Source organism: Bacillus sp. FJAT-50079, assembly GCF_018343515.1.
Classification (GTDB): domain Bacteria; phylum Bacillota; class Bacilli; order Bacillales; family Bacillaceae_C; genus Lederbergia.
In genome coordinates this window covers 382573-407723 of sequence record NZ_JAGYPD010000002.1, presented here as the reverse complement: position 1 = coordinate 407723, position 25151 = coordinate 382573, and the positions used below count along the sequence as shown (strand labels likewise).

General features: G+C 39.6%; 20 protein-coding genes. All 20 read left to right on the top strand.

What is annotated here, in order from left to right:
• The first annotated feature begins 7 nt into the window (after positions 1-7).
• The 20 genes from KHA95_RS05905 to dpaB all read left to right on the top strand — a co-directional run bounded on the left by KHA95_RS05905 (position 8) and on the right by dpaB (position 25008).
• Positions 8-1153, top strand: coding sequence for a 1-deoxy-D-xylulose-5-phosphate reductoisomerase (locus tag KHA95_RS05905; RefSeq protein WP_213136559.1), 1146 nt, complete (start codon positions 8-10; stop codon positions 1151-1153).
• Between the two features lie 18 nt (positions 1154-1171).
• Positions 1172-2431, top strand: a complete 1260-nt coding sequence (gene rseP, locus KHA95_RS05900) for an RIP metalloprotease RseP (protein WP_213136558.1) — start codon at positions 1172-1174, stop codon at positions 2429-2431.
• Positions 2432-2466: 35 nt separating this feature from the next.
• Positions 2467-4167, top strand: coding sequence for a proline--tRNA ligase (locus KHA95_RS05895; protein WP_213136557.1), 1701 nt, complete (start codon positions 2467-2469; stop codon positions 4165-4167).
• Between the two features lie 67 nt (positions 4168-4234).
• The gene (locus KHA95_RS05890) at positions 4235-8560 is read left to right on the top strand and encodes a PolC-type DNA polymerase III (RefSeq protein WP_213136556.1); all 4326 of its coding nucleotides are present in this window, start codon (positions 4235-4237) and stop codon (positions 8558-8560) included.
• Positions 8561-9436: 876 nt separating this feature from the next.
• Positions 9437-9904: a ribosome maturation factor RimP gene (gene rimP / locus KHA95_RS05885; RefSeq protein ID WP_213136555.1), complete on the top strand. Its 468-nt coding sequence runs from the start codon at positions 9437-9439 to the stop codon at positions 9902-9904.
• 51 nt (positions 9905-9955) lie between these two features.
• Complete coding sequence (gene nusA / locus KHA95_RS05880; RefSeq protein WP_213136554.1) at positions 9956-11086, top strand: transcription termination factor NusA; 1131 nt, start codon at positions 9956-9958, stop codon at positions 11084-11086.
• Between the two features lie 11 nt (positions 11087-11097).
• A complete protein-coding gene (gene rnpM, locus KHA95_RS05875) occupies positions 11098-11373 on the top strand; it encodes an RNase P modulator RnpM (protein ID WP_213136553.1) in 276 nt (91 codons plus the stop codon).
• A gap of 3 nt (positions 11374-11376) precedes the next feature.
• The gene (locus KHA95_RS05870; protein WP_213136552.1) at positions 11377-11682 is read left to right on the top strand and encodes a YlxQ family RNA-binding protein; all 306 of its coding nucleotides are present in this window, start codon (positions 11377-11379) and stop codon (positions 11680-11682) included.
• A 14-nt stretch (positions 11683-11696) separates the two neighbouring features.
• A complete protein-coding gene (gene infB, locus KHA95_RS05865; protein WP_213136551.1) occupies positions 11697-13973 on the top strand; it encodes a translation initiation factor IF-2 in 2277 nt (758 codons plus the stop codon).
• Positions 13970-14248 carry a DUF503 domain-containing protein gene (locus KHA95_RS05860; protein ID WP_213136550.1) on the top strand — a complete coding sequence of 93 codons (279 nt, stop codon included), beginning with the start codon at positions 13970-13972 and terminating at the stop codon, positions 14246-14248. The genes infB and KHA95_RS05860 overlap by 4 nt, the downstream gene beginning before the upstream one ends.
• Before the next feature lie 15 nt (positions 14249-14263).
• Positions 14264-14605: a 30S ribosome-binding factor RbfA gene (gene rbfA / locus KHA95_RS05855; RefSeq protein WP_213136549.1), complete on the top strand. Its 342-nt coding sequence runs from the start codon at positions 14264-14266 to the stop codon at positions 14603-14605.
• 145 nt (positions 14606-14750) lie between these two features.
• Positions 14751-15647, top strand: a complete 897-nt coding sequence (gene truB, locus KHA95_RS05850; protein ID WP_213136548.1) for a tRNA pseudouridine(55) synthase TruB — start codon at positions 14751-14753, stop codon at positions 15645-15647.
• 29 nt (positions 15648-15676) lie between these two features.
• Positions 15677-16630 (top strand): bifunctional riboflavin kinase/FAD synthetase, encoded by a 954-nt coding sequence (gene ribF / locus KHA95_RS05845; RefSeq protein ID WP_213136547.1) that lies wholly within the window; start codon positions 15677-15679, stop codon positions 16628-16630.
• A gap of 423 nt (positions 16631-17053) precedes the next feature.
• Complete coding sequence (gene rpsO / locus KHA95_RS05840) at positions 17054-17323, top strand: 30S ribosomal protein S15 (protein ID WP_213136546.1); 270 nt, start codon at positions 17054-17056, stop codon at positions 17321-17323.
• A gap of 281 nt (positions 17324-17604) precedes the next feature.
• Positions 17605-19722: a polyribonucleotide nucleotidyltransferase gene (gene pnp, locus KHA95_RS05835; protein ID WP_213136545.1), complete on the top strand. Its 2118-nt coding sequence runs from the start codon at positions 17605-17607 to the stop codon at positions 19720-19722.
• Positions 19723-19951: 229 nt separating this feature from the next.
• Positions 19952-20932, top strand: a complete 981-nt coding sequence (locus KHA95_RS05830) for a polysaccharide deacetylase family protein (RefSeq protein ID WP_213136544.1) — start codon at positions 19952-19954, stop codon at positions 20930-20932.
• A gap of 51 nt (positions 20933-20983) precedes the next feature.
• Positions 20984-22216 (top strand): M16 family metallopeptidase, encoded by a 1233-nt coding sequence (locus KHA95_RS05825; protein ID WP_213136543.1) that lies wholly within the window; start codon positions 20984-20986, stop codon positions 22214-22216.
• Between the two features lie 696 nt (positions 22217-22912).
• Positions 22913-23155, top strand: coding sequence for a YlmC/YmxH family sporulation protein (locus KHA95_RS05820; protein WP_213136542.1), 243 nt, complete (start codon positions 22913-22915; stop codon positions 23153-23155).
• Between the two features lie 360 nt (positions 23156-23515).
• Positions 23516-24415 carry a dipicolinic acid synthetase subunit A gene (dpaA, locus tag KHA95_RS05815; protein WP_213136541.1) on the top strand — a complete coding sequence of 300 codons (900 nt, stop codon included), beginning with the start codon at positions 23516-23518 and terminating at the stop codon, positions 24413-24415.
• Positions 24415-25008: a dipicolinate synthase subunit B gene (gene dpaB / locus KHA95_RS05810; RefSeq protein WP_213136540.1), complete on the top strand. Its 594-nt coding sequence runs from the start codon at positions 24415-24417 to the stop codon at positions 25006-25008. The genes dpaA and dpaB overlap by 1 nt, the downstream gene beginning before the upstream one ends.
• Positions 25009-25151 lie beyond the last annotated feature (143 nt).

The window sequence follows — 25151 nt, the reverse complement described above, 5'->3', positions numbered from 1 at the left end:
TGGTATAATGAAGTATATTAGCTTGCTTGGAGCTACCGGTTCCATTGGTACACAAGCACTTGATGTCATACGAAAACATCCAGATCAATTTACATTAGTTGCGATCACAGCTGGAAAAAACATTGAATTAACGAGAAAAATCATTGAAGAATTTAAACCAGAATTGGTGTCCGTCCAAGAAAAAGCGGATTATGAATCGTTAAAAGCAGAATTCCCATTCACGCCCAAATTTTTATATGGTGCAGACGGATTAGTGGAAGTAGCCATACATGAAAAAACGGATATCGTCTTAAATTCCGTAATGGGCAGTGTTGGTCTTTATCCAACATTACAAGCGATTAAAGCGAAAAAGACGATTGCCCTCGCTAATAAAGAAACACTTGTAACGGCTGGACATATCGTAATGGAGGCTGCGAAAAAGCATCAGGTTGACATTCTTCCAGTTGATAGCGAGCATTCGGCTATTTTTCAATGCTTGCAAGGAGAGAAGCAATCCGCAATTCGCCGCTTAATTTTAACCGCTTCAGGCGGAAGTTTTCGTGATTTATCCCGCGAACAATTAAAAGATGTGACCTTGGAGCAAGCGCTCGACCATCCAAACTGGTCAATGGGATCAAAAATTACAATTGATTCAGCGACGATGATGAACAAAGGATTGGAAGTCATTGAAGCACATTGGTTATTTGATATCGCTTATGAACAAATTGATGTACTTTTACATCGGGAGAGTATCATTCATTCCATGGTGGAATACCATGACAATAGTGTGATTGCCCAATTAGGAAGTCCGGATATGAGGGTTCCAATTCAATATGCATTAACATACCCAAATCGACTTCCGCTTCCAAATGATGCCCCGTTTAATCTTGCTGAAATGGGGAAACTCCATTTTGAACAAATGGATTTTGAGCGATTTCTTTGTTTGAAATATGCTTATGATGCAGGGAAAATCGGGGGAACAATGCCAACGGTTTTAAATGCGGCAAATGAAGAGGCTGTTGACGCATTTTTACGAGGAAACATATCTTTTCTTGAAATTGAGCATTTGATCGAAAAAGCACTGAACTGGCATAAGCCTAGCGGTGATCCTGACTTTTCACATATTCAAACAGTTGATGCGGAAACGAGAAAATATGTGCGTTCACTCTTCTAATAAAGGTGGGATTATATTTTGAACACAGTCATTTCGTTTATCATTATTTTCGGTGCACTCGTATTTTTCCATGAATTAGGCCATTTTATTTTTGCGAAAAGAGCAGGAATACTCGTGCGTGAGTTTGCGATTGGTTTTGGACCAAAAATTTTCTCGTATAAAAAAGATGAAACAACATATACGATTCGTCTTCTTCCAATCGGCGGGTTCGTACGAATGGCTGGCGATGATCCGGAAATGACTGAAATTAAACCAGGGCACCGTGTCGCTCTTTTATTTAACGACCAAGAAAAAGTAGAAAAAATTATTTTAAATGGGAAAGACCGCTATGCCCAAGCAAAAAATATCGAAGTTGCATCAGCCGATTTAGAACATAAATTATTTATTAAAGGGTATGAGGAAGCTGACGAGGAGCTTCAAACGTTTTCGATTGCACGTGAAGCCGTCATTGTGGAAGATCAAATTGAATCACAAATTGCTCCTTGGGATCGTCAATTTGCTTCGAAAAAATTAAGCTCACGAGCTATGACGATTTTTGCTGGACCGATGATGAATTTCATTTTAGCGATTGTTGTCTTCACGATTATCGGAGCGATTGTCGGTGTTCCAGTGAAAGAGGCGAAGCTTGGTTTGATTTCTCCAGATAGTCCAGCGCAACAAGCGGGATTAATGGAGAATGATCTTGTATTAAGCATTGAGGGGTCAAAAATCGAAGACTTTGAACAATTAACGGATGTTGTTCGGGCGCATCCCGATGATGAATTAATTTTTATCGTTGATCGCGGAGGACAAACGGTAGAAGTTCCTGTTACACCGGAGAGAATCGTAGCAGAAGAAGAGGAATTCGGATTAATTGGCGTACAATCGCAAATGGATAAATCAGTGCTTAAAGTAGCTGTCAATGGATTTACTGAAACATACCATTGGACTGTGAGAATTATTGAATTGCTAGGAAAGCTTGTTACAGGGCAGTTTTCGATTGATATGTTGTCTGGACCTGTTGGTATTTATAAATCAACAGAAGTTGTTGCCCAAGCTGGGATTCTTAATTTAATGAAATGGACGGGGCTCTTAAGCATTAATCTCGGGATTATGAACCTATTGCCGATTCCGGCTCTTGATGGTGGAAGACTACTCTTCTTTGGAGTTGAAGCGGTAAGAGGAAAGCCAATTGATCGACATAAAGAAGGATTGGTCCATTTTATCGGATTTGCGCTATTAATGGTATTAATGATCGTTGTCACATGGAACGATATTCAAAGATTTTTTATGAACTAATAGAATAGAGATTTGATAAAGATGAGGTGCAGTGAATGAAACAAAGTATGACGTTAATTCCTACTCTCCGTGAGCTTCCAGCAGATGCGGAAATTAAAAGCCACCAGCTTTTACTAAGAGCGGGGTTCATAAGACAAGTAGCCAGTGGGATCTATTCCTATATGCCGCTTGCTAAGAAAACACTCACAAAGATTGAAGCGATTATTCGAGAAGAAATGGAAAAGGCTGGAGCGGCAGAAATGTTAATGCCAGCGATTCAGCCAGCAGAATTATGGAAGGAATCTGGTCGCTGGTTTGATTATGGGGATGAATTAATGCGGCTTCATGATCGTCATGGACGTGAGTTTGCCCTTGGTGCAACACATGAAGAAGTGATTACAAGCCTTGTTAACCTTGATGTACAATCGTACAAGCGTCTGCCGATTACGCTCTATCAAATTCAGACAAAATACCGTGACGAACAGCGTCCAAGATTTGGTCTTATGCGTGGACGTGAGTTTATTATGAAAGATGCATACTCCTTCCATACATCTGAAGAAAGCTTAGACGATGCATATCAGAAAATGTATACAGCTTATACGAATATCTTCACGAGATGCGGTCTTGATTTTCGTGCGGTATTAGCCGATTCAGGAGCGATTGGTGGAGATGATACCCAAGAATTTATGGTCCTTTCCGAAATTGGCGAAGATACGATAGCTTATTCAGACGCTTCTGATTATGCCGCGAATATCGAGATGGCAGAAGTAACGGAAACATATGAAAAATCGGTGGAACAAGAAAAGTCACTTGAAAAAATTGCAACGCCTAATCAAAAAACAATTGCTGAAGTATCCGCGTTTTTACAAGTCGAAGCGGACAAGATCATTAAATCACTCGTATTTAAGGTCGATGATGAGTTCGTTATGATTCTCGTGCGCGGCGATCATGAAGTAAATGATATTAAAGTGAAAAATGTGCTTGGCGCTACTTCGGTCGAACTTGCCGAACACGGAGAAACAGCAAACATTCTTCGTTGTGAAATTGGCTCACTCGGTCCAGTAAAAGTTCCAGCAAGCATCAAAATCTATGCGGATCACGCTGTTGAAGCGATGATAAACGCCGTTTGCGGAGCAAATGAAGATGGAAATCATCTGATCAATGTTGTTCCAGGACGTGATTTCCAAGTAGAAAAATATGCTGATTTCCGCTTTATTCAAGAAGGTGACCCTTCTCCAGACGGAAAAGGAACAATCCGTTTTGCAAGAGGGATTGAAGTTGGGCATATTTTTAAACTTGGAACAAAATATAGTGAGGCAATGGAAGCTCATTACTTAGATGAAAACGGAAAATCAAAGCCGTATATTATGGGTTGCTATGGAATTGGTGTTTCTCGAACATTGTCTGCGATTGCTGAGCAATTTAACGATGAACAAGGACTTGTCTGGCCTGCGCATATCGCTCCATATGATGTGCATATCGTTCCAGTTAATATGAAAGATGAAGAGCAAGTTGCATTAGCAAATGAATTATACGATCTATTGCAAGCTCAGCGCTATGATGTGCTGCTTGATGATCGTGCGGAACGACCAGGTGTTAAATTTAAAGATTCCGATTTAATTGGCTTGCCGATTCGAGTGACGGTTGGCAAAAAAGCGGGAGAAGGAATCGTTGAAGTAAAAGTACGAAAAACAGGCGAGATGTTTGAATTATCGAGAGAGGAGCTTCTTGCTCAGCTTACAAACCTATTAGTATAAAAGTGAAGGGTACCTTATTTTAGGTACCTTCATTCGATTTTAGATGAATTTGATGGGAGGTAGAGAGATGACGAGTCGTCACGCTGAACAAAAGGAGCGGTTTATGCTCCTTCTTCAGCAATTACAAATGACTGAGGATGCAATCGTTCAACAATTACAAAATAGTGCAATTGAAAAATTAATCGTCGATCGACAAAGTCAACAATGGCATTTTTATTTTCAATTTGAAAAAATAATCCCTTCCAGTCTGTATGAACAATTTGTACAACGTTTGAAGCAGTCGTTTCAGCATATTGCAACGGTGCAATATTCGATTTCGATTACCGATCAGTCCTATACGGAAGCACAAATACTTGACTACTGGCGCCTATGCATCAGAGAGATCGACGGCATCTCTCCGATGCTGCTCACATTATTAAATGAACAAACACCAGCAATCCAAGGTAATAAAATCATCGTTCAGACAAGAAATAACACAGAAGCAATGACGTTGAAAACAAAATACAATGCGATCATTCAGCAAATTTATGAAAGCTTTGGCTTTCCTGCGCTTACACTTGATGCAGAAGTCGGTAATGAGTCGGATTCTCAACATGATTATGAGCAATTTATTGCAGCCAAGCAAAAGGAAGATGAAGAACGGGCAAGGCAGGCGCTAGTTGAAATGCAGCAACAAGAGTCAGCTAGGGAAAGTAATGGTGATGCTTATACAGGACCTGTCACAATTGGAATTACCATTAAAAATGACGAAGATTTTAAACGGTTGGAAGAAATCAATGATGAAGAACGCCGGATCGCGATTGAAGGATATATTTTCGATGCGGAAACGCGAGAATTAAGAAGTGGTAGGACATTATTAACATTTAAAATTACCGATTATACAGACTCGATTTTAGTGAAAATGTTCTCTCGCGATAAAGAAGATGCAGAAATATTAAAGCTTGTTAAAAAAGGTATGTGGGCGCGTGTACGCGGAAGCATTCAAATGGATACGTTCGTTCGTGACCTTGTGATGATGGCGAATGACATTAATGAAATTAAGCCAAAATCAAGAGTAGATCTTTCCAAAGAAGGCGAGAAGCGAGTTGAGCTCCATCTACATTCACCGATGAGTCAAATGGACGCCGTTTCATCTATTTCTAGCTATATTGCTCAAGCGAAAAAATGGGGACATAAGGCAATCGCCATTACTGACCATTCTGTCGTTCAATCGTATCCGGAAGCATATGGTGCAGGCAAAAAAAATGGAATTAAAGTGTTATATGGATTGGAAGCAAATTTAGTCAATGATGGTGTGCCCATCGCTTATAATAGCAGTCATCGCCTTCTCGAGGAAGCAGAGTTCATCGTATTCGACGTTGAAACGACTGGTTTATCGGCAATTTACGATACGATTATCGAGCTTGCAGCGGTTAAAATTCGCGGTGGAGAAGTCGTTGATACGTTTGAAAGCTTTGCCGACCCACATCACCGTTTATCCGCAACGACAATTGAATTAACGGGGATAACCGATGATATGGTACGCGGCGCCCCTGAAGTAAGTGAAGTACTGCAAAAATTCTATGATTGGTCCGGGGACGGTATTTTCGTTGCTCATAATGCTTCATTTGATATGGGCTTTTTAGATACAGGACTGCAAAAAATGGGCGTTGGTAAAACGAAAAATCCAGTGATTGACACGCTTGAGCTGGCAAGGTTCCTTTATCCTGAGTTTAAAAACCATCGCTTAAATACATTGGCGAAGCGCTTTGATATTGAACTCACTCAACATCACCGTGCTATTTACGATGCTGAAGCGACTGGCTATTTATTTTTGAAAATGTTAAAAGATGCCAAAGAGAAGGGCATTGAGTATCACGATCAACTCAATGATAATATGGGCAAAGGTGATGCATATAAACGAGCAAGACCGAGTCATTGTATTTTGTTGGCACAAAATGAAATCGGCTTGAAAAATATTTTTAAGCTCGTTTCGATTTCGCATATGAACTATTTTTATCGAGTGCCGCGCATACCTAGATCATTACTAGAAAAACATCGCGAAGGAATTTTAATCGGAGCCGGCTGTGATAAAGGTGAAGTATTTGAGGCGATGATGCAAAAAGGCCGTGCCGAAGCGGAAAAAGTAGCGAGCTTCTACGATTATCTCGAAGTCCATCCCAAACCTGTCTATCAACCATTAATTGAAATGGAACTAGTGAGAGATCATCATGATTTAGAGGACATTATAAAAAACATTGTCGACATGGGTGAGGAACTAAATATCCCAGTTGTTGCGACAGGGAATGTCCATTATTTGCATAAAGAAGATAAGATTTATCGAAAAATATTAATCAACTCCCAAGGGGGAGCGAACCCGTTAAATCGTCACGAATTGCCCGATGTTCATTTTCGGACGACCGACGAGATGCTCGACGAATTTTCTTTCCTTGGCAAAGAAAAAGCATATAAAATTGTTGTGGAAAATACGAATAAGATCAATGAAATGATCGAAGATGTCAAACCAATTAAAGATGATTTATATACACCGAAAATTGAAGGGGCGGAAGAAGAAATTCGTTCCATGAGCTATGAGATGGCTGAACATATTTACGGAACACCGCTGCCTGAAATTGTCGTAGAACGTCTGGAAAAAGAATTGCGGAGTATTATTGGTCATGGATTTGCCGTTATTTATTTAATTTCTCATAAACTCGTAAAAAAATCACTGGATGATGGGTACTTAGTAGGTTCACGGGGATCAGTCGGTTCATCTTTAGTTGCAACAATGACTGAAATTACCGAAGTAAATCCACTTCCACCACATTATGTTTGTCCTAACTGCAAACATTCATATTTCTTCAATGATGGATCAGTTGGTTCGGGTTTTGACTTGCCTGATAAAGATTGTCCAGAATGTGGAGAAGCGTATAAAAAAGATGGACATGATATTCCGTTTGAAACGTTCCTTGGCTTTGAAGGGGATAAAGTTCCTGATATAGATTTGAACTTTTCCGGTGAATATCAGCCAAGAGCTCACCATTATACGAAGGAGTTATTTGGTGAAGATTACGTGTATCGTGCTGGTACGATTGGAACAGTTGCCGAGAAGACCGCTTATGGGTATGTAAAAGGCTATGCTCAAGACAACCATTTGATGATCCGCAATGCTGAAGTGGATCGACTTGTTCAAGGCTGTACAGGAGTGAAGCGTACAACTGGACAGCACCCCGGTGGAATCATCGTTGTTCCAGGCGATATGGAAATTTTCGACTTCTCGCCGATTCAATTTCCGGCGGATGATAAAGACTCTGAATGGCGAACGACCCATTTTGATTTCCACTCGATCGATAATAATTTATTAAAACTTGATATTCTCGGTCACGATGATCCAACTGTCATCCGGATGCTACAAGATTTAAGTGGTATCGATCCAAAAACAATCCCGACAGATGATCCGGAAGTTATGAAAATATTTAGCGGAACAGAGACGTTAGGAGTCACAGAACAACAAATTCTTTGTAAGACGGGGACATATGGAATTCCGGAATTTGGAACGCGATTTGTGCGTCAAATGCTTGAGGATACGAAACCGACTACTTTTTCAGAGCTTGTGCAAATATCCGGACTTTCACATGGAACCGACGTATGGCTCGGAAACGCCCAAGAGCTTATTCATAATAAAACATGTACGTTAAGTGAAGTAATCGGATGTCGTGATGACATCATGGTTTATTTAATTTACCAAGGACTGGAGCCTGGATTTGCCTTTAAAATTATGGAATCAGTACGTAAAGGTAAAGGCTTGAGCGATGATATGGAAGCTGAAATGCGCAAAAACAGTGTTCCTGAATGGTATATTGATTCGTGTAAAAAGATCAAATATATGTTCCCGAAGGCGCATGCGGCAGCTTATGTTTTAATGGCCGTGCGAATCGCCTATTTCAAAGTTCATCATCCGCTCCTCTATTACGCTGCATACTTTACGGTAAGAGCGGAGGATTTCGATGTTGATGCAATGGTCCGCGGTTCGGAAACGATTCGGGCAAGAATCGAAGAAATCAATAGTAAGGGGCTTGAAGCATCAACGAAAGAGAAAAACTTATTAACCGTGCTTGAAATCGCTCTTGAAATGTGTGAACGTGATTTTCAATTTCAACGTGTCGACCTATATCGGTCAAGTGCAACAGACTTTATCATCGATGGGCGCACATTAATCCCGCCGTTTAATTCGATCCCAGGTCTTGGCACGAACGCTGCCATCAATATTGTGAATGCGCGAAAAGATGGGGAATTCCTTTCGAAGGAAGATTTGCAGCAGCGTGGACGAGTATCGAAAACAGTCATTGAGTTTCTTGATAATCACGGTTGTTTAGAATCATTGCCAGAGCAAAACCAATTATCGTTATTTTAATAGGAAAGAAAGCTTAAGCGGCCGTTGACTATCTGTATAATTATAGTATCAATTTTTAAGCGGCGCTTATTATGATACAAAATCAATAATCAATGTTTTTTAGTTCTATCTGTTTCGAAAATCTAACGATACAACTGTTGAAATGATAAGAAGTGCATAAAAAATAGCACAACAAAGAGGTTGAGCTATTTCCATCATTGATTTTTAAAGTCGAATTTCTTTTAGTTACATTAAGTGTACGCCCGTTAATTACTACTGAGTCATTATCTATCCATTCAATATGCGTTCCAACTTCGAATGAAAAGATGAATACGAAAGGTTATTAATTCTAGTGATTTAGAAACTTATTTTGAAACGCGTTGATCGGAGTGGCGGCTGGCGGCTCCTCGAAAATGCTGCGCATTTCCTTCGTGCGCTGTAGGTTCAAGGAAGCTTATTCAATGTCCTGCGGGATATGCGTGCAACTTGAGTGAGACTCCGCAGGAGCTTATAAAGAAACGAAGTCTAAAATCGCCACGTTGTGTGGCAATGGCTTCGCGACCAGCATCCCTGTTGGCCTGAGGCCACGGAAAGCGTCCAGCCAGAACGGAGATCCCCCGTCTCACCAGACGACCAACCATTTACAAAGAAAGTAGACTAATTGCTGGATGTGGTTGAAATTCATAAACGGTTGTTCACTTGTAATCGGCTTATCATTTCCTTAACAAGCACGTACAAGTCGTGTTTGTTTGCAAAAGACATATGACTATGTTATATTTTTAATGGAAATACTGTGAATAACTCTCTGTTGACAAAAGAGTGGGCGCCCCCCACTCTTTCGTATTGTTGCGGATAATCTGGTATACAACCACTGAAACTCTTATCCAGGAGGTTATGATGAGTAAAGTTACGAATATTGTTGAAGAACTAGTCACACCCATATTAGAAGATATGCAATTAGAACTTGTTGATATTGAATATGTGAAAGAAGGGAAAAACTGGTTTCTTCGTCTGTTTATTGACAAGGAAGATGGTGTAGATATTGAAGAATGTGGGATTGTTAGCGAGCGTCTTAGCGAGCAACTAGATGAAATTGACCCGATTCCTCATAACTACTTTTTAGAAGTATCTTCGCCGGGGGCAGAACGTCCTTTAAAAAAAGAAGCTGATTATATAAAAGCAGTAAATAAAAATGTGCACATTAGTACGTATGAACCGATTGATGGAGAGAAAATATTTGAAGGCAAGCTGCTCAGCTTTGAAGAAAACATTTTAACGATTGAAATCAAAATTAAAACGAGAACAAAAACAGTGGAAATACCATTAGACAAAGTAGCAAAGGCTCGGCTAGCGGTTATATTTTAAGAAACCCTGACTGAAATAAAGGATTGCAATTGCAAAGGGGATGACATGTTCATGAGCTCAGAATTATTAGATGCTCTGATTATTTTAGAAAAAGAGAAAGGAATTTCTCGAGATGTATTAATAGAAGCAATTGAAGCAGCGCTTGTATCAGCGTATAAACGTAATTTTAACCAAGCCCAGAATGTCCGTGTCGACTTAAATCTAGGCACAGGCACAATGAGAGTATTCGCCCGCAAGGAAATTGTTGAAGAAGTATTCGATTCAAGGCTGGAAATTTCAATTGAAGATGCGAGAATCATTCACCCTTCATACGAAATCGGTGATATCGTCGAGTTGGAAGTAACGCCAAAAGATTTTGGAAGAATCGCAGCGCAAACGGCAAAACAAGTTGTAACGCAACGGGTAAGAGAAGCAGAGCGCGGAATTATTTATTCCGAATTTGTTGATCGTGAAGACGATATTATGACTGGAATCGTTCAGCGCCAAGACCCTAGATTCATTTATGTGAGCTTAGGTAAAATAGAAGCATTATTGCCACAAAGTGAGCAAATGCCAAACGAAACGTACAAGCCGCATGATCGCATTAAAGTGTATATTACAAAAGTCGAAAAAACGACGAAAGGTCCACAAATTTATGTGTCACGTACACATCCGGGCTTATTGAAGCGCTTGTTCGAAATTGAAGTACCTGAAATTTATGATGGTACCGTTGAGATTAAGTCGGTTGCACGTGAGGCGGGCGATCGTTCGAAAATTTCAGTTAGTACTGAAAACCCAGAAGTAGATCCAGTCGGATCATGTGTTGGTCCGAAAGGAACGAGGGTGCAGGCGATTGTCAACGAACTTAAAGGGGAAAAGATTGATATCGTTGAGTGGTCAGCTGATCCAGTAACTTTCGTTGCCAATGCATTAAGCCCATCAAAAGTATTAGATGTAGCTGTTAATGAGGAAGACAAAGCAACGACCGTTGTTGTCCCGGATTATCAGCTTTCATTAGCAATTGGAAAGCGTGGGCAGAATGCTCGTCTTGCTGCAAAGCTGACAGGCTGGAAAATCGATATAAAAAGTGAAACTGATGCACGTGAAGCTGGCATTTATCCTCGAGAAGATTTCATCTCATTATTTGATGATGATACTGAATTAGAGGAATCATTCGATTTAGAAGAGGAAGAAATCGAATAGAGGTGAGAGAAATGGCAGTTCGAAAAAAAGTTCCAATGAGAAAATGTTTAGCTTCTGGTGAAATGAAGCCAAAAAAAGAGATGATTAGGGTTGTTCGCTCTAAGGAAGGCGAAGTATCCATTGATCCAACAGGGAAAAAGTCAGGCAGAGGGGCCTATGTCTCGAAAGATCGTGAGGCAATTATCGCAGCTAAAAAGAAAAATGCATTTGCAAGTCAGTTACAAGCTCATGTTGATGAGTCCATCTATGATGAATTGCTTGCAATGATTGATGGAGAGAAAAAATAAAGCATGAAAAAAGAAAAATGGATGTCCCTGCTTGGATTGGCAACTCGAGCAAGAAAAACGATTTCGGGCGAAGATTTAGTTATAAGAGAAATCCAACAAGCAAGGGCAAAGCTTGTGCTGATTTCGAAAGATGCTTCTGACAATACGTCGAAAAAAATACAAGATAAATGTATTTTTTACAACGTCCCATATCTCTTTGTTGAATCACGAGAACAACTAGGCCACGCAATTGGAAAAGAAGCTAGGGTCGTTGTCGCAATTACGGAGGAAGGTTTTGCGAAAAAGCTAGCTTCAATGCTCGATGAATAAACGGGGGTGACCATATGAGTAAATTACGTGTATATGAATATGCAAAAAAACAAAACGTATCAAGTAAGGAAGTCATTGAGAAATTAAAAAGTATGAATATTGAGGTTTCCAATCATATGTCGACAATCGATAAGGAAACTGCGGTTAAATTAGACTCGCTAATGAGTGGAAAAACTGCTGAAAAAAGTAGTAATCCAACGAATGAGCGGCCTCGAAACCCGCAAAAAAAGAATCAAGGAAATGAACAAAACAAGCAACCCAATAGGAAATTCAATCAACAATCGGCACCACAGCATAAACAAGATAAACAAGATAAACCACAAGCGAACCAAGGTGGCAATCAACGTAATAATGAGATGGGGAAAAGTAAACCTAATATGAAAAATAGTATATCAAACCAACAACAAAACAAGCCACAAAATCAAAAAGGCGGCAATAAAGGCTTTAATAAGAACAGAAGAGGCAATGCGAATCGAAACACAAATCAAAGACAAAAGCCACAACAGCATCAGCCAGCACCGCCAAAACAAAGAGAACTACCAGAAAAAATTGTTTTCAGCGGATCGCTAACTGTTGCAGAATTAGCTAAGAAGCTCCACAGAGAACCATCGGAACTTATTAAAAAGCTCTTTATGCTCGGAGTGATTGCGACGATCAATCAAGATTTAGATGCGGATGCGATTGAATTAATTTGTACAGATTATGGAGTAGAAGTTGAAGAGGAAATTCAAATTGACACAACTGATCTCGAAGTGTATTTCACTGAAGACGAAGAAGAAAATTTAATTGAACGACCTTCTGTCGTAACGATTATGGGACACGTTGACCATGGTAAAACAACATTGCTCGATTCACTGCGCAATACGAAAGTGACAGCTGGTGAGGCAGGCGGGATTACACAGCATATCGGTGCATATCAAATTGAGTCGAATGACAAAAAGATTACGTTCCTTGATACACCAGGACATGCTGCTTTCACAACGATGCGTGCACGCGGAGCGAAAATCACAGATATTACGATTCTTGTCGTTGCAGCGGATGACGGTGTCATGCCACAAACGGTTGAAGCGATTAACCATGCGAAAGCGGCTGAAGTTCCAATTATTGTTGCGGTAAATAAAATCGATAAACCAACAGCAAATCCAGATCGGGTTATGCAAGAGCTTACGGAGCATGGACTTGTTCCAGAAGATTGGGGCGGAGACACAATCTTTGTTCCAATTTCAGCTTTAAAAGGCGAAGGAATCGATAATTTGCTTGAAATGGTTTTACTTGTAAGTGAAGTCGAAGAATTCAAAGCAAATCCAAACCGACTTGCGATGGGAACTGTTATTGAAGCACAGCTTGACAAAGGTAAGGGATCTGTTGCAACACTTTTAGTACAAAATGGAACATTAAAAGTAGGAGATCCGATTGTAGCTGGGAATACGTTTGGAAGAGTACGGGCGATGGTGAATGATATTGGCCGTCGTGTCAAAGAGGCATTGCCATCAACTCCTGTTGAAATTACAGGCTTAAGCGATGTTCCACAAGCAGGTGACCGTTTTGTTGTGTTTAGCGACGAAAAAACAGCGCGTCAAATTGGGGAAGTACGTGCACAAGAAGCGGTGCAAGCTGCTCGTAACGAAAGCTCTCGCGTCAGCCTTGATACATTGTTTGAACAAATGAAACAAGGGGAAATGAAAGATCTTAATGTCATTGTTAAAGCGGATGTTCAAGGTTCTGCTGAAGCACTTGCTGCATCTTTACGACAAATTGATGTAGAAGGTGTAAACATTAAAATCATTCATACGGCGGTTGGAGCGATTAACGAATCGGATATTACTCTTGCTGCTGCATCAAACGCCATCGTTATCGGCTTCAACGTTCGTCCGGATGTTAATGCGAAGCGTGCGGCTGATTCAGAAAAAGTTGAAATTCGTCTACACCGCGTTATTTATAAAGCAATTGAAGAAATTGAAGCGGCGATGAAAGGGATGCTTGATCCAGAATTTGAAGAGAAAATCATCGGGCAAGCAGAAGTTAGACAAACATTTAAAGTATCACGCATCGGTACAATTGCCGGATCATATATGATCGATGGTAAGATTACTCGAGATAGTGGTGTTCGTTTAATTCGCGACGGCATTGTCATTTATGAAGGCGTCATCGATGCATTAAAACGATTTAAAGATGATGTTAAAGAAGTAAGTCAAGGATATGAATGTGGAATTACGATTAAGAACTTCAATGATGTCAAAGAAGGAGATATCATCGAAGCGTATGTAATGCAGGAAGTGGAGCGTAGTTGATCGGATATTGTGAATGTGAATTTAAAATTTACGATTCTCAATCTTTAAAAGAAAAACGAGCGATCCTTCAGCGAGCACTAACGCGCGTGAAGCAAAAATTTAATGTCTCCATAGCCGAAGTGGATCATCATGATGTATGGCAACTGACGAAATTTGCGATTGCAACGGTTGCCAACGCACAGCAGGCAGCGGAGCGTGAACTTGATCATGTCATTAAATTTCTTGATTCTTTTCCAGAGTGGGAAAGAGGAACGACAACATTTGAATGGCTGTAATGAGAGGTGTGTACGATGAGCTTACGTGCTAATCGAGTAGGCGAGCAAATGAAGAAAGAACTTGGTGAAATTATTACGAGAAAAATAAAAGATCCGAGAATTGGCTTTGTTACGATTACAGATGTAAAAGTAACCGGCGATCTTCAGCAAGCCACGGTCTATATTTCTGTATTTGGCGATGACGAACAAAAGGAAAATACATTAAAAGGTCTAGCAAAAGCAACAGGATTTATCAGATCGGAAATCGGTCAAAGAATTCGATTGCGTAAAACACCAGAGATCAGTTTTGAATTTGACGAATCGATTGAATATGGAAATAAAATTGAAACGATTTTAAAACAAATTAAAGAAGATTGACCGCTGGTAGCATATTTGGATAGACATTTTGTCTATCCTTTTTTTCACTTTATCTTACATATAAAGTATTCTTCGAAGTGGGGGAGACTAAAAGCCCCTGATTGACATTTCACTTTAATATAGCAGCAAGGAGTAGGATGCGAATATGGATGGAATCATTCCACTTTGGAAGCCGAAAGGGTTAACTTCGCATGATTGTGTTTTTAAAATCCGTAAAATTGTAAAAATGAAAAAAGTCGGTCATACCGGCACACTTGATCCAGATGTAGAAGGCGTTCTTCCGATCTGTCTTGGTAGAGCAACGAAAATTGCTGAATATATTACCGATGCTGGGAAAGTGTACGAAGGGGAAGTGACGCTCGGTTATTCAACAACAACTGAGGATGCTTCTGGTGAGAAGGTGGCCGAAAAACATGTAGAGAAAGAAATTAGCTTGCAGGAAGTAAAGCAAGCGTTAGACGCTTTAACAGGTGAAATCACCCAAATTCCGCCGATGTATTCGGCAGTAAAAGTGAAAGGGAAAAAGCTTTATGAATATGCGCGTGCTGGTATTGAAGTAGAGAGGCCAGCGAGACAGGTCCATATTTATGAACTTACCTTATTAGATACGGCGATTACGAATGAAAATGGACTTGCTTCCTTCCGTTTTCGAGTTCATTGTAGCAAAGGGACATACATTCGCACGCTAGCAGTGATGCTTGGAGAGATATTAGGCTATCCAGCTCACATGTCGAAGCTCGTTCGCACCGCATCAGCGACATTTACAGCTGATGATTGTGTGACGTTTACCGAGCTTGAAAATACAGATACGATCGAAACTTTTGTCTATCCATTAGAAAAGGGCATCTTCCATTTGCCTCAATTCCAGTTAGATGAAATATTAGCAAAAAAGGTGCAAAATGGAATGGTATTGGATATACCGATGGATTGGCCAAGTGGGCATGTAGCGATGAAACATCAAGGGGAAGTCATTGCTATTTATCAGACTCATCCAGAAAAACATGGTATGATTAAACCGGTAAAAGTATTAAAAATTGATTAAATTATTTGTTTGAAATTAGGTGACATAAAATGAAAGTAATAATGATTCATCATCCACACACATTTCAAAAAGATGAATTTCCGCCACTTGCATTAGCATTAGGATTTTTCGACGGCGTTCATCAAGGACATCAAAAGGTGATCCAAACAGCGATTGAAATTGCAAAGGAAAAGGGCTATGCAAGTGCTGTAATGACATTTGACCCGCATCCTTCGGTTGTTTTAGGAAAAGGAAATACATCAATTCGTTACATTACCCCACTTCAAGACAAAATCAATTTAATAGAAAAGTTAGGGGTAGACTATTTATTTGTGATCCGGTTCACTTCGGCATTCGCTAGTCTTGAGCCTGCGCAGTTCGTACAAAAATACATCGCTGGTCTTCATGCTAAGCATGTTATTGCTGGATTTGATTATACATATGGAAAATTCGGTAAGGGAACGATGGAAACATTGTCTGAGCATGCTCAAGGACGGTTCGATGTAACAACGGTCAGCAAACTAGAAAAGGATGAGGAAAAAATAAGTTCAACATCGATTCGGGCATTGCTGACTGACGGGAAAATGATCGAGGCGAAACACTTGCTTGGCCGGTTTTATACGACAAAAGGAACAGTCATACACGGTGAAAAAAGAGGGCGAACGATTGGGTTTCCAACGGCAAACATCGCTCAGCACCAAGATTATTTCATCCCTAAAAATGGTGTGTATGCAATTCGCATCCTAGTGGCTGATGACTGGCGGGAAGGGGTATGCAATATCGGCTATAAGCCAACATTCAATGATCCAACGCAAGCTCGCCTCTCGATCGAGGTCCATATATTTGATTTTGCAACATCGATTTACGGTGAAGAAGTGACGCTCGAATGGCATGCTCGAATTCGTGATGAACGAAAATTTAACGGAATCGACGAGTTAAAAACACAAATTAATAAAGATAAACAAACCGCCATACAATACTTCGACGAATTGAACATTATTTAAGTTTAACTATCAATAAAACTTGACCTTTATATGAAAACAGGCATCCAAAACAATGAATTTTTGGATGCCTGTTTTAAGTCTACTCCAGAATACTGATGATTTACGCACCGGCCAGAACGGAAATCAACACCCACAGCTACATCAACCATTTTTTTTAATGCATCTAGCCGTACGTTTATTTGAAGATGTCTAAAATAAGCCTCACCTCAATTCAGCAACGACTTTACATCTACAATTAATGGTTTATCTCTTGAAAAATCCTTTAGCTAAGATGATAAACGGTAAACTTAAAGGAACATTAAACTTGATTTTTTATGTGGAAAGTTGTATTCTTAAAAAGTATCAAGAACCTTTGCTTGGCAAGGCGAATCACCGACGCTTGCTCGGTAATAGGGGATTGTAAATTACAGGAGGTGAAATAGGATGGCGATTTCTCAAGAACGTAAAAACGAAATCATCAACCAATTCAAAATTCACGAAAGTGATACCGGGTCTCCGGAAGTTCAAATTGCGGTTTTAACTGAAGATATTAACAACTTAAACGATCATCTTCGCACGCATAAAAAGGACCATCATTCAAGACGTGGATTAATGAAAATGGTTGGCCGTCGTCGTAATCTTTTAACGTACTTACGTAATAAAGATGTACAACGTTATCGTGAATTGATCAACAGACTTGGCCTACGTCGTTAATTTACACGGGGTCAATTGAAAAAGCGGGAGATTTATCCCGCTTTTTTATTAGGTTTCATAATTGCCAATTGCGGCAATACTGCTAAGGACTGTCACAAAAATGTGGCAGAACTGAACATTGGATCTGTGTATGATAAGAAAAGTACAGGTGTCCGTATCGCTTAAAAATCGTAAGTAGATCTAATGTTCAGTGTGCAATCGGCAATTATGTTACTTTTTTTGAACAATATATAGATGAGACGATTTTTAATTTTCGTCCATGAAAGAGAGGGTATTTACGTATGGAGCATGAGAAAAAAATATTTAGCATTGATTGGGCGGGGCGTAATTTAACCGTTGAAGTGGATCAACTAGCAAAGCAGGCAAATGGGTCTGTGCTCGTAAGATATGGCGATACAGCTGTATTAAGTGCTGTTACAGCCTCAAAAGAAGCAAAAGCAGTTGACTTCTTTCCGTTAACAGTCAATTATGAAGAGCGTTTATATGCGGTTGGAAAAATACCAGGCGGCTTCATCAAAAGGGAAGGTCGTCCGAGTGAAAAAGCGATTTTGGCAAGCCGTCTAATTGACCGTCCAATTCGCCCATTATTTGCTGACGGATTCCGTAATGACGTTCAAGTTATTAACATCGTTATGAGCGTTGATCAAAACTGTTCATCTGAAATGGCTGCGATGTTCGGTTCATCTTTAGCTTTAAGTATTTCGGATATCCCGTTTGAAGGCCCGATTGCGGGTGTCGTTGTTGGAAGAGTGGACGGAGAGTTCATCATTAATCCGACGGTTGAACAAATGGAAAACAGTGATATTGATTTAATCGTTGCTGGTACAAAAGATGCGATTAATATGGTTGAAGCCGGAGCAAATGAAGTGTCCGAGGAAACGATCCTTGAGGCAATTATGCTTGGGCATAAAGAGATTCAGCGACTAATTGAGTTCCAAGAGCAAGTAGTACAAGAAGTCGGCAAGACAAAAATGGAAATTAGTTTATATGAAGTTGACGCGGAGCTTGAAGCAGAAGTTCGCGGTATGTGTGAAGAAAAGCTCATCCAAGCGATTCAAGTAGAAGAAAAACATGCACGTGAAGATGCGATTGAAGCGGCAAAAGCTGAAGTGATTGCTGCTTATTCTGAGCGCGAGGACATGGATGATGATGGAATTAAACAAGTGAAACAAATTTTAAACAATCTTGTTAAAGAGGAAGTTCGCCGTCTCATTACGGTTGAAAAAGTTCGCCCAGATGGTCGTAAACCAGAGGAAATTCGTCCACTTTCATCAGATGTTTCTTTATTAGCAAGAACACATGGATCAGGGTTATTTACGCGCGGTCAAACGCAAGTGCTTAGCATTTGTACGCTCGGGGCATTAGGTGATGTGCAAATTTTGGATGGACTTGGAATTGAAGAGTCAAAACGATTTATGCATCATTATAATTTCCCTCATTTTAGTGTTGGTGAAACAGGTCCGATTCGTGCGCCAGGCCGTCGTGAAATTGGACATGGTGCACTTGGAGAACGTGCGCTAGAGCCAGTCATTCCAAGTGAAACTGATTTTCCGTACACGATCCGCCTTGTTTCGGAAGTATTGGAATCGAACGGTTCATCTTCACAAGCGAGTATTTGTGCAAGTTCACTTGCGATGATGGATGCAGGTGTGCCAATTAAAGCACCAGTTGCTGGAATTGCGATGGGGCTTGTAAAATCGGACGAGCATTATACGATTTTAACTGATATTCAAGGAATGGAAGACCATTTAGGTGATATGGACTTCAAAGTAGCTGGAACAGCTAGCGGCATTACCGCATTGCAAATGGATATTAAAATCGAAGGATTATCACGTGAAATTCTTGAAGAAGCAATGGCGCAAGCGAAACATGGAAGAATGCATATTCTTGAATCCATGAATCAAACGATTGCTGAGCCGGAAAAACGCTTGTCTGAATATGCACCAAAAATCCTTACAATGAATATTAAACCTGAAAAAATTAGGGATGTTATCGGACCAAGCGGTAAACAAATTAATAAAATTATCGAGGAAACAGGCGTAAAAATCGATATTGAGCAAGATGGTAAAGTATTTATCGCTTCAGCAGATGAAGAGATGAACGAAAAAGCGAAAAAAATCATCGAAGATCTTGTAAGGGAAGTTGAAGTTGGACAAATGTATCTTGGTAAAGTAAAACGAATCGAGAAATTTGGTGCATTCGTTGAGCTATTCCCTGGAAAAGATGGACTTGTTCATATTTCCCAACTTGCTGAGGAAAGAGTCAACAAAGTAGAGGATGTAGTCTCCATTGGTGACGAGCTTCTTGTCAAAGTAATTGAAATCGATAATCAAGGAAGAGTGAATATTTCCAGAAAAGCTGTTCTAAAGGAACAAAAAGAACAAAAAGAGCAGAAATAAACAGTATAAGGAAATCTCACCGGATTCATCGTAATAGTAAGATTGATGAAAGGAACACACTCGGTTCATATGATTTTAGAGTGTGTTCCTTCTTATTTTGTATACAGAAACCGCTTCACAATTAGTAAAGCGGTTACATAAAAAACGGTTAAACGTTTTTACGCGTACATATGATCTTGTTCTAGTTTTCTCCTCTTTCCGCATACATTAGTTTGAGGGGGGATGATGGATGAATCATACAAAAAACTTGATAGGAATTACTCTGGTTGTTATTCTATCATTATTGGCTGTTTTTAATCCGTATACGGACAAGTATATGCTTGGATTGAAAAACAATGCAATGAATGTAAATAATAAGCCGAATGAGCTATTAAATAAAATTGAGCAGGCTGCTGAAAAATACAATATCCCGCCGGAGGATGCAAAAATCGATCGTGTCTGGTATGCAATGCCGGGATACAACGGTTTACAAGTGGATGTGGAGGCATCATATAAAATGATGAAAAAAGATCAGCAATATGATGAACGGAAGCTTGTATTTATTCAGATCCCTCCCGCAGTACACTTGCGAGAATTGCCCCCGGCGCCAATTTTTCGGGGACATCAGGAGAAACCGATGGTTAGTTTTTTAATCAATGTTGCTTGGGGTAATGAATATATCCCTGATATGCTTGCAACATTGAAAAAACATAGTGTACAAGCAACATTTTTTCTAGAAGGTAGATGGGTGAAAAACAATCCAGATCTAGCTAAAATGATTGCGGAACACGGACATGAAATTGGCAACCATTCGTATAGTCATCCAAAAATGGAACAGCTTGGTGAGGCGCAGGTGAGGGAAGAATTAATCAAAACGAACGAGGTGATTGAGGCGGTCACCGGTAAGAAGGTCGAATGGTTCGGTCCACCGAGTGGGGGATATAATAATAAAACGGTCGAAATTGCTCATTCGCTCCAAATGCGTACGATTATGTGGACTGTTGATACGATTGACTGGCAAAAACCTGCTCCCCATGTTTTAATTCAGCGAGTCATGTCTAAAATTCATTCAGGGGCGATGATTTTAATGCATCCAACAGAACCAACATCGAAGGCGCTAGACGAATTAATTGTTTCGTTAAAAGCAAAACAATTGCGAATCGGTTCTGTATCAAAATTACTCGATGAAGAACGAGTGATGAAACGACAAGATGAACCACATTCATATTAATTTAAGTTAGAATAAGAGATGTTCTTTGCACCATGAACAGGAGGAAATGGAATGATCAAGAAATATACATGTCAAAACGGAGTAAGAGTTGTATTAGAAGAAATTCCGACGATGCGATCCGTTGCAATCGGCATTTGGGTAGGCATCGGCTCCCGTGACGAAAATGAAAAAAATAACGGAATATCTCACTTTATAGAGCATATGTTCTTTAAAGGGACAGAAACTCGAAACGCTAGAGACATTGCCGAAGCATTCGATTCTATTGGGGGACAAGTGAATGCTTTCACATCAAAAGAATATACGTGTTATTATGCGAAAGTATTAGATAATCATGCTTCATATGCATTAGATGTTTTAGCAGATATGTTTTTTCACTCTACCTTTGATCAAGAAGAGTTGAACAAAGAAAAAAATGTCGTACTAGAAGAAATAAAAATGTATGAGGATACACCAGATGATATTGTCCACGATTTATTAAGCCAAGCAGCATATGAAAATCATCCGCTCGGCTTCCCGATTTTAGGGACAGAAGAAACATTAACGACATTTAATCGTGACTTATTAATGGACTATGTTCATCAAATGTATACACCTGAAAATATCGTCATTTCGGTAGCTGGAAATATAAGTGAATCGTTCATTCATGAAATTGACGCGCTTTTTGGCTCTTTCGAAAGAGGGAGAAATCAAGCGACAAATGTTTCACCTGCTTTCCATCCGAATAAAACAGCAAAGCAAAAAGAAACAGAACAAGCTCATATTTGTATCGGATTTGAAGGATTGCCAATTGGCCATGATGATGTCTATGACTTGATTGTTATGAATAATATTTTTGGAGGAAGCATGTCATCACGCTTGTTCCAAGAAGTGCGAGAGGAAAAAGGATTGGCTTATTCTGTGTTTTCCTATCATTCATCCTTTCAAGATAGCGGCTTAGTAACAATCTACGGAGGTACAGGAGCAAAGCAATTGGATGAACTTTGTGAAACAATCAACAATACATTATCAGTCTTAAAGCGTGATGGTATTACAGCAAAAGAATTAAAAAATAGTAAGGAACAAATTAAAGGAAATCTAATGTTAAGCTTGGAAAGTACGAGCAGTCGAATGAGCCGTAATGGGAAAAATGAATTGCTGCTTAGTAAACATCGCACCCTTGACGATATCGTCGAAGAAATTGATAAAGTAACAATTGATAGTGTGAATCGTCTAACGAAACGAATTTTCACGGATAACTATACAATGGCATTAATCGGACCTGATAACCGCTTGCCACTTCGTTAATCTTTCTACTCTAATGTACAGATTTTTTTAATTGACCCTTTCCGCTCAGCCTGTATGTTGTTTATTAGTAAGCCCGATCAATAGAACGAAAAGCGGAGTGCCTGTAATGTAGATCAATATTTATATTCAAATGGCATATTTCGAGGGTAACGAAAAGCTTAAATTGTAGTAGATAAAAAAGGCGACTCTAATCTTTCAAGTTGAAAGATGGGTCGCTTTTTATGTGAAAAAACAGGTTCCTTTATAGTATTCACTTAATATTTACAGTTAATTATGACGATTGCCTCTACATTTCCATACGTAATAATCCCGTGATTTTCACAATAATATATCCGTGTCTATGTTTCACTATTTTTGGCTTCAATTTTATATCCTAGCATAGACGAATCTTTAAATACTTAATCTCCTAAAATTTGATTTCCTCTTTATGCATATAAGCCCTTTTAATTCCGTCTTTATTACAGACAGCATTTAAAATGGATACGATTATTGGAAAAAAGCATCACTTTCTTACGTATTCCCGCTTTGCCTTTGTTAAAACTCGTATCAACATAGTTGATTGGAGCGAAAATTATGGACTTTTTTAGTGCACCCCACGTTTCTCGTCCCATTTTTTCTTTCAAAAATTGTTTTTTGATTCTAAAAACGGATTTCCCTCCTTATATATGAAGTAGTATATGTAAAGGGGGAGCGAGGATGCGCTTAAGTGAGCTTGGGGGAAAGGAGATCGTCGATTACCGAAAAGCAGAGAGACTCGGCATACTAGGGCAAACGGATTTGGAAATAAATTCGAGTACAGGGGAAATTAATCATCTAATTATTCCAAGAGGAAAATGGATGGGAATGCGAAAAGGAGCAGATGAAATAAAGGTTCCTTGGCATTTTATACGAACGATTGGGACCGATATGATTATTTTGGAAGTGCCGGAAAATAAATAACGTAAAAGAGCGACTGTGTCGCTCTTTTTATTTTGAAAGAAAAGAATGCATAAATTTTTCGTTGTTTTCATTTTGAAGTAGTTTATTCTTGTCTAGCTCCAGTCGCCCGGCGACTAGCTGTACGATAAGTCAACATCGGCTCATTTTTCGCCGTGTTACCTATTAAAGATCGTCGAGTGTCGCCACGTCCTGTGGCAACGTCGACGCACCAACATTCTATTGGCGCAGTTTGTAAGTCGCTAAACTGTCGCTTGCGCTTTTCTTAAATAAAAGTAACGTGACCGTTTCACGTGCCCAATCCCTCCAACATACAATGATCATGCGATTGTATTTCGATGTATGAAGAAGGTGAAAACATTGATGTTGACGGATATGAATATCGCAATTTTTGGCGGAGATGCAAGACAAATAGAAATCATTAATAAATTATCTGAACTAGATGCCAAGCTGTATTTAATTGGTTTTGAACAATTAGATCAATCAATTCCAGGTATAGTGAAAGAAAAAATTAAAAACATTGATTTTTCTATTATGGATGCTGTTATCCTTCCTGTCCCAGGAACAAGTCTTGATGGAGAAATAGAAGCGGTATTTTCCAGTGAAAAGATCGTCTTAACCGAGCAAATGTTACAGCAATTACCTGCACATTGTACAATTTATTCTGGGATTAGCAACCGTTATTTAGACGATATTTCCAAAAAAGCGGAACGTAAATTAATTCAATTATTTGAAAGAGATGACGTAGCTATTTACAATTCGATCCCGACGGTTGAGGGAACAATTATGATGGCGATTCAAAATACCGATATTACGATTCATCAATCAAAGGTAGCCGTACTCGGTTTAGGAAGAGTTGGGATGACCGTAGCGAGAACTTTTTCTCTATTGGGGGCAAAGGTGAAAGTAGGAGCAAGGAAGAGCGAGCACCTCGCACGTATAACGGAAATGGGGCTTTATCCATTTCATCTTCAACAATTAAGAGAAGAAGTGAAAGATATCGATATTTGTATAAACACAATTCCCCATCTCATTTTAGATGCGGGAGTCATCGCGAAAATGCCAGCACGCGCCCTTATTATCGATCTTGCTTCAAAGCCTGGGGGGACAGATTTCCGCTATGCAGAAAGAAGAGGAATTAAGGCATTGCTTGCGCCTGGCTTACCGGGAATTGTTGCACCAAAATCAGCAGGGAAAATTCTTGCCAATGTATTGTCTCAGCTTCTATCAGATGATTTTGATCAAAGGAAGGAGAATGGATGATGAGTTTATCCGGAAAAAGAATCGGGTTTGGACTGACGGGTTCACATTGCACATATGATGCGGTCATGCCTGAAATTGAGAAGTTATTACAGATGGGGGCTGAGTTAGTTCCTGTCGTCACATATACATTAAGAACGACCGATACAAAGTTTGGCGATGGTGCAGATTGGCTTGAAAAAATTGAGAAAGCAGCCGGCAGGAAAGCGATCACATCTATCGTTGAAGCAGAGCCGCTCGGTCCAAGAGAACCGCTAGATTGCATGGTCATTGCCCCCTTAACAGGAAATTCAATGAGCAAGCTTGCTAATGCGTTAACAGATTCTCCAGTTTTAATGGCTACGAAAGCGACATTGCGAAATGGAAATCCAGTCGTACTTGGGATTTCGACTAATGATGCACTTGGATTAAATGGTGTGAACTTAATGCGATTAATGGCAGCAAGAAATATTTATTTCATTCCATTTGGGCAAGATGACCCCGAGAAAAAACCGACTTCGATGGTTGCGCAAATGACGTACCTCCCGGAAACGATTAGCGCAGCTTTAGAAGGAAAGCAATTTCAGCCGGTGATTATCGAGAAATTTCGCTATTAAGGAAAGAAAAACTCAATATTCATAGAGGAAACATCAGCTTTTTAATAAAATAATAACGATAGCCTTGCTAAATGTGATAAAATAGGAATTATTAATGAAATTCAATTATCAACAAGAGTACTATTGGTTGGTTGGAAGGGGAA

Bases quoted from the DNA above. Each gene is read 5' to 3' on its own strand.
- KHA95_RS05905 (WP_213136559.1), top strand. From the start codon at position 8: ATGAAGTATATTAGCTTGCTTGGAGCTACCGGTTCCATTGGTACACAA.
- KHA95_RS05895 (WP_213136557.1), top strand. From the start codon at position 2,467: ATGAAACAAAGTATGACGTTAATTCCTACTCTCCGTGAGCTTCCAGCA.
- KHA95_RS05890 (WP_213136556.1), top strand. From the start codon at position 4,235: ATGACGAGTCGTCACGCTGAACAAAAGGAGCGGTTTATGCTCCTTCTT.
- rimP (WP_213136555.1), top strand. From the start codon at position 9,437: ATGAGTAAAGTTACGAATATTGTTGAAGAACTAGTCACACCCATATTA.
- nusA (WP_213136554.1), top strand. From the start codon at position 9,956: ATGAGCTCAGAATTATTAGATGCTCTGATTATTTTAGAAAAAGAGAAA.
- rnpM (WP_213136553.1), top strand. From the start codon at position 11,098: ATGGCAGTTCGAAAAAAAGTTCCAATGAGAAAATGTTTAGCTTCTGGT.
- KHA95_RS05870 (WP_213136552.1), top strand. From the start codon at position 11,377: ATGAAAAAAGAAAAATGGATGTCCCTGCTTGGATTGGCAACTCGAGCA.
- infB (WP_213136551.1), top strand. From the start codon at position 11,697: ATGAGTAAATTACGTGTATATGAATATGCAAAAAAACAAAACGTATCA.
- rbfA (WP_213136549.1), top strand. From the start codon at position 14,264: ATGAGCTTACGTGCTAATCGAGTAGGCGAGCAAATGAAGAAAGAACTT.
- truB (WP_213136548.1), top strand. From the start codon at position 14,751: ATGGATGGAATCATTCCACTTTGGAAGCCGAAAGGGTTAACTTCGCAT.
- ribF (WP_213136547.1), top strand. From the start codon at position 15,677: ATGAAAGTAATAATGATTCATCATCCACACACATTTCAAAAAGATGAA.
- rpsO (WP_213136546.1), top strand. From the start codon at position 17,054: ATGGCGATTTCTCAAGAACGTAAAAACGAAATCATCAACCAATTCAAA.
- pnp (WP_213136545.1), top strand. From the start codon at position 17,605: ATGGAGCATGAGAAAAAAATATTTAGCATTGATTGGGCGGGGCGTAAT.
- KHA95_RS05830 (WP_213136544.1), top strand. From the start codon at position 19,952: ATGAATCATACAAAAAACTTGATAGGAATTACTCTGGTTGTTATTCTA.
- KHA95_RS05825 (WP_213136543.1), top strand. From the start codon at position 20,984: ATGATCAAGAAATATACATGTCAAAACGGAGTAAGAGTTGTATTAGAA.
- KHA95_RS05820 (WP_213136542.1), top strand. From the start codon at position 22,913: ATGCGCTTAAGTGAGCTTGGGGGAAAGGAGATCGTCGATTACCGAAAA.
- dpaA (WP_213136541.1), top strand. From the start codon at position 23,516: ATGTTGACGGATATGAATATCGCAATTTTTGGCGGAGATGCAAGACAA.
- dpaB (WP_213136540.1), top strand. From the start codon at position 24,415: ATGAGTTTATCCGGAAAAAGAATCGGGTTTGGACTGACGGGTTCACAT.